Below are 12,804 nucleotides of genomic sequence, written 5' to 3' on the forward strand. Positions count from 1 at the left end.
GAGCAGGCGGCTGTTAACCGCCCGGTCGGGGGTTCGAATCCCTCCCTGGGAGCCATCCAAGCAAGACCTTTCCAAAAAACGCGCCCCGCCGGGCGCGTTTTTTTGTTTTGGGTTTATCCCAATCGTCGCTCCACTTCCGTGAGGCGACGTCAGGATCGCGTAATCAGAATGCCGCCTCATACTGTTCCGGCTTGAAGCCGACCAGCAGGCGCCCGCCAATGTCCAGCACCGGCCGCTTGATCATGGAAGGCTGGTCCAGCATCAGGGCGATGGCCTTCTCCCGGTCCAGCCCTTCCTTGGCCGCATCGGGCAGCTTCTTGAAGGTCGTGCCGGCCCGGTTCAGCAGCACCTCCCAGCCCAGCGCATCGACCCAGGCGGACAGGCGATCCCGGTCGATGCCCGCCACCTTGTAGTCATGGAAGTGATGCGCCACGCCCTTGGCCTCCAGCCAGGTGCGGGCCTTCTTCATGGTATCGCAATTCTTGATGCCGTAGAGGGTGACGCTAGTCATTGGCTGATCCCCTTCCCCTTAAAGGCCACGCGCCATGGCGCGCCAGGCGATGTCGCGGCGGCAGAAGCCTTCCTTCCAGTCGATGCGGTCCACGGCCTCATAGGCCTGGGCGCGGGCGTCGGCAACGCGGGGGGCGATGGCCGTCACGCCCAGCACACGCCCGCCATTGGCCAGGATGGCGCCATCGGCCCCGGTCTTGGTGCCGGCATGGAATATCTCCACCCCATCCACCTGCCCAGCCTGATCCAGATTGCCGATACGCGTGCCCTTTATATAGTCGCCGGGATAGCCGTTGGCGGCCATGACGACGCACAGGGCGGCCTCGTCATGCCATTCCGGCTCGCTGCCCGACACATCGCCCTGGGCGGCGGCCAGCAGCAGCGGCACCAGATCGGATTTCAGCCGACGCATCAGCACCTGGCATTCCGGGTCGCCGAAGCGGACATTATATTCCAGCAGCTTGGGCACGGGCTGACCATCGGGGCCATTCACCACCATTATGCCAGCGAACAGCACGCCGATGAAGGGCTTGCCCTCTGCCGCCATGCCCTTCACGGTCGGCAGGATCATTTCCTGCATGATGCGGGCTTCCAGATCGGGCGTCAGCACCGGAGCCGGGCTGTAGGTGCCCATGCCGCCCGTGTTGGGGCCCAGGTCGCCGTCAAAGGCGCGTTTATGGTCCTGGGCCCCGGCCAGGGCGACGGCATTGGTGCCGTCGCAGATGGCGAAGAAGCTGGCCTCCTCCCCATCCAGGAATTCCTCGATCACCAGTTCGGCCCCGGCATCGCCGAAGCGGCGGCCGACCATGGCCTCGTCGATGGCAGCAAAGGCCTCGTCCACGCTCTGGCAGATGGTCACGCCCTTGCCGGCGGCCAGCCCGTCCGTCTTCACGACGATGGGCGCGCCCTGGCGGGCAACAAATTCCTTGGCGGACGCCACATCGGTGAAGCGGCCATAGGCGGCCGTGGGCACACCGAAGCGGGCCACGGCATCCTTCATGAAGCCCTTGGAGCCTTCCAGCGCGGCGGCTTCCGCTGATGGGCCGAAAGTGGCGATGCCGGCGGCGCGCAGGCTGTCGGCCAGGCCCAGCACCAGCGGCTCCTCCGGCCCGACCACGACGAATTCAATGCCCTGTTCCTGGGCAAAGGCGGTGATGCCGGCCACGTCATTGCCGGACAGGGGCACGCATTCAGCCACGGCGGCGATGCCGGCATTGCCGGGGGCGCAGTAGAGCCGGTCGCACAGGGGCGAACGCTTGATGGCCCAGCACAGCGCATGTTCGCGACCACCGGAACCCACGACCAGAATCTTCATGGCACCCTTCCCCTGCTTCGCCTTCGGCGGCGGGTTCTTAGCATGGGGACCGGAACGGGTCACCCGGCCTTGACGGATACCGCCCCTGCGAGGGGGGAACGCGGGGTTCTATGCCACCTGGCGGGCAGCGGCCAGCAGGGTGGCCAGCCGGTCGGCCACGGCGGCCACGCCATGGGCCAGCGTCGCCTCCCCGACCACCATCTCGGTGAAGCAATATCCAGCCACGGGCAAGGGCAGGACGCGGCCAAAGCACCAGACCCCGTCGCCCGTCGCCAGGTCCGTCAGGGCGCGGGCCAGGGCCGGGGCGGCAACCGGCCAGACCAGCCGGAAGGAATTGCACACCACCTGATCGGCGGCGCGCGGCGCCTCCCGCCGCGACAGGGCATCGGCCAGGGCGACGGCCCCGGCATGGTAATCCCCCATTCGGGGCAGATACCGGCGCAGACCGTCCAGCCCGCCCAGCACATAGGGAAAGGCGGAATAGAGATTGCCGCCCATGCGCGACCGCCAGGGCTTCAGCGTTTCAAGAAAGCCCAGATGCCCGGCGATCAGCGATCCACCCGGCGCACCCAGCCCCTTGTAAAGGCTGACATAGACACTGTCGGCCAGTGCGGCGATTTCCGCCAGCGGGCGACCGTACCAGGGCTGCACCTCCCACAGGCGGGCGCCGTCCAGATGCAGGGCAATGCCCTGTTCCCGGCACCAGCGGGAAATGGCGACCAGTTCCTCCCAGGGCAGCGCCCGGAAGGCCGCGTTGCGCAAAGGCAGTTCCAATACTACCGCCGCCAGCGGCTCGGCCACGGCCTTCAAATCGGCCAGGGTGAAGGGCGCATCATCGGAGCCGATCCGCACCAGCCTGATATCGCTCAGCCGCTCAACCGCGTCGGATTCGTCGATGGCGATGTGGCTTTTGGGATGCACGGCCACCAGCCGGCGGCCCGTGCGTTCGCGATGGGAAAACAGCACCGCCTGCTGCCCCACCACCGCCTTATGGAAGAACAGCGACGCCGGCTTGCCCAGCAGATGCGCCACCTGCCCTTCCAGCGCTGTGACCGCCGGCCCGGCATTATAGAGGTCGCCCTGCCAGTCCGCCTCCGGCAAGGCCAGCATGCGGGTCATCCAGTCGCGCGGGCTGATCGGCCCATGACCATGCAGGAAGGTCTGGCACCGCGCCTGCAGGGCGCGGTCGATGGTGATGGCGGACATGGGACGGGCTCCGGTTCGGCCTCAGGCCTTCTGCGATACGCCAGCCTCGGCGAAGGTGGCCATGTTCAGGTGGCAGGCGAGCGCGGAACGCAGGATGGGAATGGCCAGGGCCGCGCCCGACGCCTCGCCCAGGCGCATGTCGAATTCAAACAGCGGACGCTTGTTGATGGCGGCCAGCAGGCGGGCATGGCCGGGCTCGGCGCTCTTATGCGCGACGATGCAATGGTCCAGGGCCTTGGGATCGGCCTTGTACAGCACGGCGGCGGCCGCCGTGCAGGCAAAGCCGTCCAGCACCACCGGAACGCGGGCCAGACGACAGGCGATGATAGCACCGACAATGGCGGCGAATTCCTGCCCGCCCAGGCAGCGCAGCGCCTCGAACGGGTCGGTCAGCGCCGCGGGATTGGCGGCCAGCCCCGCCTCCACCGCGGCGATCTTGCGCTGGATGCCGGCGGCATCGACACCCGTGCCAGGGCCGACCCAATCGGCGGCGGTTCCGCCGAACAGGGCGGCGCACAGTGCGGATGCGGCCGTGGTGTTGCCGATGCCCATTTCACCCACGCACAGCAGGTGCAGGCCCGGCTCCACCGCCATCATGCCATAGGCCGTGGCACGGGCGCAGGTCGCCTCGTCCATGGCGGGGCCCTGGGTGAAATCGGCCGTCGGGTGGTCCAGATCCATCTCATGCACACGCAGGTCCGCGTCGTGCAGTTCGGCCAGCTGGTTGATCGCGGCATGGCCGTTGAGGAAGGCCTGCACCATCTGCCCCGTCACGGCCGGCGGATAGGCCGACACGCCGCGCTGGGCCACGCCATGGGCGCCGGCGAAGACGACGATGCGCGGATGGGTCAGCTCCGGCGGCGCCTTGGCCTGCCAGGTGGCAAGCCACTGCACCAGTTCCTCCATCCGGCCCAGGGCGCCGGGGGGCTTCAGCAGGGTCTGTTCACGCTGCAGGGCGGCCGTTCCCGCCTCCAGGTCCGGGCCCGGCAATTCGGGCAGGACGCGGCGGATCTCCTCCATACTGGGCACACCGTCATCATTGTCGTGATGGTGGTGATGGTGGTGATCATGGCCGGACATGGGGATATTCCTGTAACGGGTCGACGGGTACGACGCCGCTGGCTCCCTGCACGGGTGCCGGAACGGCGCTGGCGGTGAAAGCCACACTGGCCTATACCGATGTCATGAGCGATGCAACAAAGCAGCACAGGCCCCAACCGCTTGGCGAGTTCGTGGCCGCCCTGATCTTCCTGACGCGCCTGCCGATCCGCTGGAAAGGGGAATGGCCGGCCGATCTGGATCGGCGCGCCATGGCCTGGTTCCCCATCGTGGGCGCGCTGATCGGCACCGTCGGGGGCATCGCCTACTGGTTCCTGGGTATCGCCGGGCTGGCGCCGTTGCTGGCCGCCATCGTCACGGTCGCCGGCCTGACCTGGCTGACCGGTGCCCTGCACGAGGATGGGCTGGCCGATGTCGCCGACGGGTTCGGTGGCGGCCGCGACCGGGAAGCCAAGCTGGCCATCATGAAGGACAGCCGCGTCGGCACCTATGGATCGGTGGCGCTGATCCTGGTGGTGCTGGCCCGCGTGGGCGCGATCGCCACCCTGGCCGATCCGCGCGCCGTTACCCTGGCCCTGATCGGGGCGCATGCCTTCTCCCGCGGGCTGCTGCCCTGGATGCGCATCTCCCTGCCCGACGCCCGCCAGACCGGCACGGCCGCCAGCCAGGGCCGGCCCGACCGCGCCCGCGCCATGGTCGCCGCCCTGATCGGCTTCACCCTGGCCACCACGACCCTGGCCAAGCTGCATCTGGCATCGGGCATGGTCAGCCTGTCGGTCATGGCTGTGTCGGTGGGGGCCGTCTGGGCCGTGGCACAGCTGGCCCGCCGACAGATCGGCGGCATCACCGGCGATGTGCTGGGCACAGCCCAGCAGATGGCGGAAATCGGCTTCCTGCTGGCTCTGGCGGCTGTCATTCCGGCTTCGACATGAATGATGCTGTGCTTGTCACCCGCTGGTGGTGGGTGCGGCACGCACCCCTGCTGTTGCCGGCGGGCACCATCGCAGGACAGCTGGACGCAGCGGTCGATCTTTCTGATACCGGAATGATTGACGGCGCCCGTCGTCGCCTGCCCGCCGGGGCCGTCTGGCTGACCACGCCGCTGTCGCGCAGCCAGTTTTGTGCGCAGGCACTGCACCCGGATGCCCCCTGCCACATCGTGCCCGACCTGACGGAGCAGGATTTCGGCGACTGGCAGGGCCGCACGCATCAGCAGATCTGGGATGACGATCCGCACACGTCGTCCCGATTCTGGCAGGATGCCGCCGGCAATGTCCCGCCGGGCGGCGAAAGCTTCGCGGCCCTGTGCAACCGGGTGCAGGCCGCCATCGGGCGGGAGACCGCGACGCATGCCGGGCGCGACATCATCATGGTCGGTCATGCCGGCCCCATCCGCGCGGCCCTGGCCCTGGCGCTGAGCCTGCCGCCATCAGGTGTGCTGTCGGTGGCGGTGGACCATTGGCACCTGTTCCGGCTGGACCATCTGGCGATCGCAGGGCAACCGGCACAATGGCGCCTTGTCGGTGCCAATATTCCGCCCTGTTAGCGCCGCTTGCCTTAGGCAGGGTTTGCGGGCATGAGAAGACGTTCGCACGGAAGCAATGGAGCGACAAGATGAAGCGTTTCGTGATGGCCCTGTTCGGCCTGACCCTGGCGGTTTCCGCCCTGGTGCGTCCGGCCCAGGCCCTGACGGAACCCGAACTGATGGTCGAACGGGCCCGCGTGACCGCGCTGACCCTGCTGACCGACCCGCAATATAAGGACCTGAAATCCCTGGTCGGCCGGGCCCGCGCCGTCATGATCCTGCCCAGTGTCATTCAGGCCGGCTTCTTTGTCGGCGGTGGCGGGGGCACGGGCGTGATGGTGGCGCGCGGCGATGACGGGGCTTGGAGCGGTCCTGCCTTTTACACGCTGGCGGAAGCCAGCTTCGGCCTGCAATTCGGTGGTCAGGCGTCGGAAATGATGATGGTGATCATGACCCAGAAGGGTCTGGACGCCGTCATCGACCGCAAGGTGAAGCTGGGCGCCGATGCCAATGTCGCCATCGGCGAACTGGGCACGGGCGTCGGTGCCTCCTACGGGGTCGGCCTGTCTGCGGACATCTATGTCTATGCCAAGACCAGCGGCCTGTTCGGCGGCATGGCCGTGGAAGGGTCGGTCATCGCCCCGCGCAGCGAGTTCAACGACAAGTTCTATGGCCAGAAGACGGAACCGCGCGCCATCCTGGTCGACCGGCATTTCTACCGGCCGGAAGCCCAGGCCCTGGCTACCGCGTTGAGCGCGCCTTAACGCCGACTTGATCGGCCAGATAGAACGCCGCGCCTTTTTTCCGGGCGCGGCGTTTGCCTTTTCGGGGATCAGGCGACAGCCGCCCGGTGCGCGGGCACATGGCGATCAACCATCGCTTCCACATCCGACCGGCGCAGCAACGGATAGCGGGTGCGGACCAGACGGGTCAGTTCGCCCATGTCCCAATCGCCCAGCGATTGGGGATCGAAATGCAGCGTCAGATATTCCGACGCGGGCAAGGCCCCTTCCACCGCCAGAAAACGGATACGCCTTACCTGTTCAGTGGCGGGCGTGCCTTCGTCCCGGCCCAGCAATGGCAGGCAGACCCGTTCCAGTTCTACCAGCGTTTCCCGCGACCGATCGCTCTGCCACTGCCGCAGCAGCGCCAGGACAGCGGTCAGCCCTTCGACATCACGGAGCCCCTTGCATTGCCGGATCAGCAGATCCAGTAGATGCGCCGCGCCGTTCAGCCCATCATCCAGATCGAACACAACCGGCGTATCCCGTCGTTGCGCCAGTTCGACCAGGACCAGGGGATCGACATCCCCATGATCCTCCTGCGCGAACCAGACCTGTTCCAGCCAGGCCAGCGTCCGTTCCAGGCGCGGATCACCACGCGGGGCGCGGATCACCTGTCCGATCAGCACCTGATCGTCCAGCAGTTCCTCCGCCCCCGGCACGTCACGCTGCAGAAGCCCGTCCAGCACCGGGTCCATGTCGTGGGTCAGGTTGACGGCCAGCAACAGGGTGGTATGGCCGACAAAGGCGGACGCCATCTGCCGTGCCGTCGCGCTATTCTCCACCATCGCGACCTTCCGCCCCACCCCGTCACAAAATCGTAACGGCCATCATGATCCTTCGCGCCTTGCGGCGCAATGGTCAGTGCATCAGGAAGGTTGTGCTTCTCCTCGCCGCCCGCGCCCGATCGGCGTATGATGGGCGCCTGTCATCGGCGGGGACCTTGGGATGCTGATCGAGATTTATTCAGACCTGATTTGTCCCTGGTGCTATCTGGGCAAGGTGCGGCTGGATCGCGCCCTGGCTGAACGGCCCGGCGTGCGCGTCGATATCCGCTGGATGCCGTTTCAGCTGAACCCGGACCTGCCGGCCGGCGGCATGGCCCGCGATCTGTATTTCACGGCCAAGTTCGGCGGCCCGGAACGGGCCCGGCAGATGAATGCCGTGGTCGAACAGGCGGCATCCCGCGACAAGCTGTTTCTGCGCCTGGACCTGATCCGGCGCATCCCCAGCACCCTGCAGGCCCATCGTCTGGTCCGCTTCGCTGAACGGTTCGGCAAGGCCACCCCCATGACCATGGCCCTGTTCCAGGGGCATTTCCAACAGGGTCGCGATATCGGCGACCCAACGGAACTGGTCCGTATCGCCGGCGAACAGGGGCTGGACATGGACGAGGTGGCGACATATCTGGCCGGCGACGTGGACACGGCCGCCGTCCGCGCCAGCGACGGCCAGGCAAGGCAATTGGGCGTACAGGCCGTCCCCTGCTACATCTTCGACCGCCGCTACGCCCTGTCAGGCGCCCAGGAACATACCGCCTTCCTGCCCATGCTGGACCTGGCGCGGGACGAGGTGGCGGGGTAAATAGACTCGCCTGGGCACATTACTTTGTGTAACAGGCATCTCAAAAATTTGTGTTGATTAGATTCCTAAACGAAGCCCAACCAAAAATCAGCTCTTTAATTTCCTGAATACGTCCTTCTGGAGAAATATTCCCGTTTCTTACCCTCCAATTCACACCGACACTCAGGAATTTTTCTACAAGACCATGGGAATCTTTGTATTCAGAATCGTCTCCATACCCCGGATTCAGCCAGAAAACATTAACATCATATCCATTATTTACAAAAAACTCTATGGTATTATTTCCGCCAACATACTGAGTGGAGCAAAGGACTATATTTGGATCAACATCTCTCAGAATGACGCCCACATCTTTATCACTTTCCTCTGGAGAGCCATTTATCAGAAAGACATCATCAACATAATGAGATTTAGTTACATAAAGAGACCTCAAATTCTTTCCCGTCTTTACGCACGCTTCAAATAAACCATACCAAGTCGTCGACTTCCCAGCTCCTTGATTACCTAACATCAAAATTGCAAGCTTTCCCGACATTCTAACGCTCCATATGCAATTTGAAACCGCAATATAAGATGCATCGACTGTAATTTGAAAGTCATATTCGAATTTCTTATCATATTTCACCACCGCCGCTTCGCTGCCCCAAAGGGCGGGCGCTTCACCAGCGGTTTGGGCGGCGGCGGGGGTGGAGGGGGCGGCGGTGGGGGCGGCAGATCGGCCGTTACCCGTTCGCCCGCCGCCATCTGGGCCAGGGCCTGCATCAGGGTGCGGGCACCCGCCAGTCGCGTCTCCTCCGCGTCCCAGGGGCGCAGGAAGACCAGCTTATGGTCGGGGCGCAGCTTGGCCGTGCCCGCCTGCTTCTGAATGAATTCAACCAGCTTAGCCGGGTTCTTAAAGTTATTGTTGCGAAAACCGATGACGGCCCCCTTCGGACCCGCATCCAGGTTGGAGACACCGGCTTCCCGGCAAAGGCGCTTGATCTCCATCAGGCGCAGCAGATTATCGACCTCTGGCGGCAGCTTGCCGAACCGGTCGATCAGTTCCACGCCGAACGCCTCCACCTCGTCCTTGCTGTCCAGGTCGGACAGGCGGCGATAAAGTGTCAGGCGCACGCCCAGGTCAGGGACGTAGCTGTCGGGGATCAGGACTGGCATGCCCAGCGCGATCTGCGGCGACCAGGCATCTTCGGCCACCTGCGCGTCCGACAGGCCGCCCCGCGCCGCCTCCACCGCTTCTTCCAGCATCTGCTGGTAAAGCTCCACGCCCACCTCACGGATCTGGCCCGACTGTTCCTCGCCCAGCAGGTTGCCGGCGCCGCGGATATCCATGTCGTGGCTGGCCAGCTGGAAGCCAGCCCCCAGACTGTCCAGGGTCTCCAGCACATGCAGGCGCTGCTGGGCTGTCGCGGACAGAACCGTCTTGGGCTGGTAGGTCAGATAGGCGTAGCCACGCACCTTGGACCGGCCGACGCGTCCGCGGATCTGGTAGAGCTGGGCCAGACCGAACAGGTCGGCGCGGTGGACGATCATGGTATTGGCGCGGGGGATGTCCAGACCGCTTTCGATGATGTTGGTGGCCAGCAGCACGTCATATTTGCCGTCATCGAAGGCCGTCATCACGTCCTCCAGCTCCGTGGCCGCCATCTGGCCATGGGCGGTGATCAGCTTCACCTCCGGCACCAGTTCCTCCAGCCGCACGCGGACCTTGTCCAGATCTTCCACGCGCGGGCAGACATAGAAGCTCTGCCCGCCGCGATGATGCTCGCGCATGATCGCCTCGCGGATGACCACTGGGTCAAAGGGCAGGACGAAGGTGCGCACGGCCAGGCGGTCCACGGGCGGCGTGGCGATGACCGACAATTCACGCACACCCGACAAAGCCAGTTGCAGGGTGCGCGGAATGGGCGTGGCCGACAGGGTCAGCACATGCACATCGGCGCGCAGTTCCTTCAGCCGTTCCTTCTGCTTCACGCCGAAATGCTGTTCCTCGTCCACGATGACCAGGCCCAGACGCTTGAAATCCACGCCCTTGCCCAGCAGCGCATGGGTACCGATGACGATATCGACGGTGCCGTCGGAAACGCCCTGCTTGGTCAGGTTGGCGTCCTTGGTCGTCACCATGCGCGACAATTGCCCGATGCGCACGGGCAGGCCGGCAAAGCGCGCCTCAAAGGTGCGGCTATGCTGGCGGGCCAGCAGCGTTGTGGGCACGACGACGGCCACCTGGCGGCCGGCCATCACAGCCAGGAAGGCGGCGCGCAAGGCCACCTCCGTCTTGCCGAAGCCGACATCGCCGCAGATCAGCCGGTCCATGGGTTTGCCGGAGCCCATATCCTCGATCACGTCATCGATGGCCCGCAACTGGTCGTCCGTTTCCGCATAGGGGAAGCGGGCGCAGAATTCGTCCCAGGCGCCATCGGGGATGGGCACGGCATCGGCCCGGCGCAGCGCGCGTTCGGCCGCGATGCGCAGCAGGGCGTCGGCCATGTCCTTCAGGCGGCGCTTGACGCGGGCCTTGCGCGACTGCCAGCCGGCACCGCCCAGCTTGTCCAGATTGGCGCCCGCCTCCTCGCTGCCATAGCGGGACAGGACCTCGATATTCTCCACCGGGACATAGAGCTTGTCGCCGCCATCATAGATGATGCGCAGGCAATCATGCGGGGCGCCGCCGACAGTCAGGGTCTCCAGACCATCATATTTGCCGATGCCATGATCGATATGGACAACGAAATCGCCTTGGTTGAGCGACGCCGCCTCGGCGATGAAATTGGCGTTGCGGCGCTTCTTCTTCGACCCGGCGCGGACCAGACGGTCGCCCAGGATGTCCTGTTCGGTGATGACGGCCAGACCGGGCGCGGTGAACCCATGGTCCAGCGGCAGCACGATCAGCGCCGTCGTGCCCTTGTCCAGCGACAACAGGTCGGCCCAGGCATCCACGGCCTTCAACCGGTTCAGGCCATGTTCCTTCAGCACCGACAGCAACCGGTCGCGCGACCCGGCCGTATAGCCGGCGATGACCGTTGTCCGGCCGTCCGCCGTCAGCGCCCCGATATGGTCACGCAGCACGTCATAGACATTGACGCCGGACTGCACGCGCGCGTCTGCAAAGTCGCGGCCCTTGCGCCCGCCGCCATCGACCATGTCCTTGTTGGACGTCTCCCCCTCGATCGCGGCGAAGGGCGAGAGCTGGGCCACGGCGCGCACGGAAAGATGCCGGTCGAACGTATCGCCATCAACGAACAGCAGCGACGGCGGGATGGGCTTATAGACGGGGTTGCCGGACTTCTTCTCCGCCTCCACCATGCTGCGGCGGGCATTGTAGAAATCCTGGATCTGTTCCAGCCGCTCGTCGCGGGCCTGTTCGACATCGGGGTCCAGCGTCACCGACGCGTCGGGCAGATAGTCAAACAGCGTTTCCATGGAGCTGTGGAACAGCGGCAGCCAATGTTCCATGCCGGCATGCTTGCGCGCCGCACTCACCGCCTCGTACAGCGGATCGTCATCCATGACGGCGCCGAAATGCTCACGATAGCCGGTGCGGAAGCGCTGGATCGACATTTCGTCCAGGAACACTTCCGACATGGGCATCAGCAGGAAGCCGTCGCGCTTTTCCACCGTCAGCTGCGTCATGGGATCGAAGCTGCGCACCCCGTCCAGATCGTCACCGAACAGGTCCAGGCGCAGCGCCTCTGCACTGCCGGGCGGGAACAGGTCGATGATGCCGCCGCGCACGGCGAATTCCCCCGGCTCCCGCACCGTCTGCGCCCGAATATAGCCGTTCTGCGACAGGAAGCGCTGCAGCTCCGCCACATTCACGCGGCTCCCGACCTTGGCGCTGAAGCTGGAATTGCGGAAGGCCAGGCGCGGCGGCACCTTCTGCACCGCCGCGTTCACCGTGGTGATGACCAGAATGGCCGACGCCCCCTTGCCCGCCGGGCGCAGCAGCCGGGTCAGGGCCGTGATGCGCTGGGCCACGATCTCCCCGTTGGGCGACACGCGGTCATAGGGCAGACAGTCCCAGGCCGGAAAGCTGATCACCTCCACCGACGGGTCGAAGAACGACACGGCCTCGGCCAGCCGGGCGGCGCGCGCATCATCGCTGGCAATGTGCAGCAATCCTGCCGCCCCGCCGCGCCGGGCCAGCGCTGCCAGGATACGCGCATCCTGACCATCAGGCGCACCCGACAGCAGCAGACGACGGGGATGGCCCAGGTTCAGCGCGAAGTCGGGCGTGGGGATCAGGCTCATGGCACTTGCTTTGTCTGCGGCACGGGTGCGCGGGTTATAGCAGGGGTCGCGGCGGATGGGAACAAAAGGGGGACGGGGTGGTTTGGCTCACCGTTTCCAATCGCTCAAAGCTGCCTCCCCCGCGAAAGCGGGGGTCCAGGGGCCGCTTGGAACCACAGTTGAGCCTGTGGCCCCTGGATCCCCGCTTTCGCGGGGAAAGCATATAGAAGGTGACGGAACGCGTTTCGGCCCTCCATCACCCCCATCCCCCTCACCGATACCGATGCGCCCGCAGCATGTCCATCAGCGGGCCTTCCCATTCCGGCGGGGTCGGTTCCTGGCCGGTGATCCAGTTGTAAAGATCGGGGTCCGACAGTTCCAGCATCACCTCGAACCGATCCACCAGCGCCTCGTCCAGCGTGGCGATGTTGCGGCGGGCGAAGCTGCCCAGCAGCAGATCCATCTCCTTGGTCCCGCGATGGTCGCTGCGGAAGATCAGACGCTTGCGGCGGGCGTCCAGTTCAATGTCGGGCAGGTCATTCATGATCTTGGTTCCGGTTTGAAGCTGGGCTTTGATATAGAACGGTCAGGGCGGC

12 protein-coding genes are annotated in these 12,804 nt (G+C 65.3%); 4 read left to right on the top strand and 8 right to left on the bottom strand.

Annotated elements, in window-relative coordinates:
- Positions 1 to 163 precede the first annotated feature (163 nt).
- The 4 genes from ACODTW_RS12600 to cobT form a co-directional block, all read right to left on the bottom strand.
- Entirely contained in the window at positions 164 to 511 is a 348-nt protein-coding gene (locus ACODTW_RS12600; protein WP_488946368.1) for an ArsC family reductase, read from the bottom strand.
- An 18-nt stretch (positions 512 to 529) separates the two neighbouring features.
- Entirely contained in the window at positions 530 to 1,825 is a 1,296-nt protein-coding gene (gene purD / locus ACODTW_RS12605) for a phosphoribosylamine--glycine ligase (protein WP_488946369.1), read from the bottom strand.
- A gap of 108 nt (positions 1,826 to 1,933) precedes the next feature.
- Positions 1,934 to 3,031, bottom strand: a complete 1,098-nt coding sequence (locus tag ACODTW_RS12610; protein ID WP_488946370.1) for a threonine aldolase family protein — start codon at positions 3,029 to 3,031, stop codon at positions 1,934 to 1,936.
- Between the two features lie 21 nt (positions 3,032 to 3,052).
- On the bottom strand, positions 3,053 to 4,111 hold the full coding sequence (gene cobT / locus ACODTW_RS12615; protein WP_488946371.1) for a nicotinate-nucleotide--dimethylbenzimidazole phosphoribosyltransferase: 1,059 nt from the start codon (positions 4,109 to 4,111) through the stop codon (positions 3,053 to 3,055).
- Between the two features lie 74 nt (positions 4,112 to 4,185).
- Here cobT and cobS point away from each other — a divergent pair, with 74 nt between their 5' ends.
- From cobS to ACODTW_RS12630, 3 genes are all read left to right on the top strand, one after another.
- On the top strand, positions 4,186 to 5,022 hold the full coding sequence (gene cobS / locus ACODTW_RS12620; protein WP_488946372.1) for an adenosylcobinamide-GDP ribazoletransferase: 837 nt from the start codon (positions 4,186 to 4,188) through the stop codon (positions 5,020 to 5,022).
- Positions 5,019 to 5,636, top strand: coding sequence for a histidine phosphatase family protein (locus tag ACODTW_RS12625; RefSeq protein ID WP_488946373.1), 618 nt, complete (start codon positions 5,019 to 5,021; stop codon positions 5,634 to 5,636). Before cobS ends, ACODTW_RS12625 begins: the two co-directional genes overlap by 4 nt.
- Positions 5,637 to 5,704: 68 nt before the next feature.
- Positions 5,705 to 6,379, top strand: coding sequence for a lipid-binding SYLF domain-containing protein (locus tag ACODTW_RS12630; protein ID WP_488946374.1), 675 nt, complete (start codon positions 5,705 to 5,707; stop codon positions 6,377 to 6,379).
- Between the two features lie 68 nt (positions 6,380 to 6,447).
- Here ACODTW_RS12630 and ACODTW_RS12635 read toward each other — a convergent pair whose 3' ends face one another.
- Positions 6,448 to 7,185 carry a hypothetical protein gene (locus ACODTW_RS12635; protein ID WP_488946375.1) on the bottom strand — a complete coding sequence of 246 codons (738 nt, stop codon included), beginning with the start codon at positions 7,183 to 7,185 and terminating at the stop codon, positions 6,448 to 6,450.
- Positions 7,186 to 7,345: 160 nt separating this feature from the next.
- On the opposite strand from ACODTW_RS12635, the gene ACODTW_RS12640 reads away from it, so the two are divergent.
- A complete protein-coding gene (locus tag ACODTW_RS12640; RefSeq protein WP_488946376.1) occupies positions 7,346 to 7,981 on the top strand; it encodes a DsbA family oxidoreductase in 636 nt (211 codons plus the stop codon).
- A gap of 40 nt (positions 7,982 to 8,021) precedes the next feature.
- On the opposite strand, the gene ACODTW_RS12645 is transcribed toward ACODTW_RS12640, so the two are convergent.
- The 3 genes from ACODTW_RS12645 to ACODTW_RS12655 form a co-directional block, all read right to left on the bottom strand.
- Positions 8,022 to 8,516 (bottom strand): hypothetical protein, encoded by a 495-nt coding sequence (locus ACODTW_RS12645; RefSeq protein ID WP_488946377.1) that lies wholly within the window; start codon positions 8,514 to 8,516, stop codon positions 8,022 to 8,024.
- 86 nt (positions 8,517 to 8,602) lie between these two features.
- Complete coding sequence (mfd, locus tag ACODTW_RS12650) at positions 8,603 to 12,229, bottom strand: transcription-repair coupling factor (protein ID WP_488946378.1); 3,627 nt, start codon at positions 12,227 to 12,229, stop codon at positions 8,603 to 8,605.
- Between the two features lie 250 nt (positions 12,230 to 12,479).
- Positions 12,480 to 12,752 carry an FAD assembly factor SdhE gene (locus ACODTW_RS12655; protein ID WP_488946379.1) on the bottom strand — a complete coding sequence of 91 codons (273 nt, stop codon included), beginning with the start codon at positions 12,750 to 12,752 and terminating at the stop codon, positions 12,480 to 12,482.
- Between the last annotated feature and the right edge of the window lie 52 nt (positions 12,753 to 12,804).

This window comes from Niveispirillum sp. FG148 (assembly GCF_057809655.1).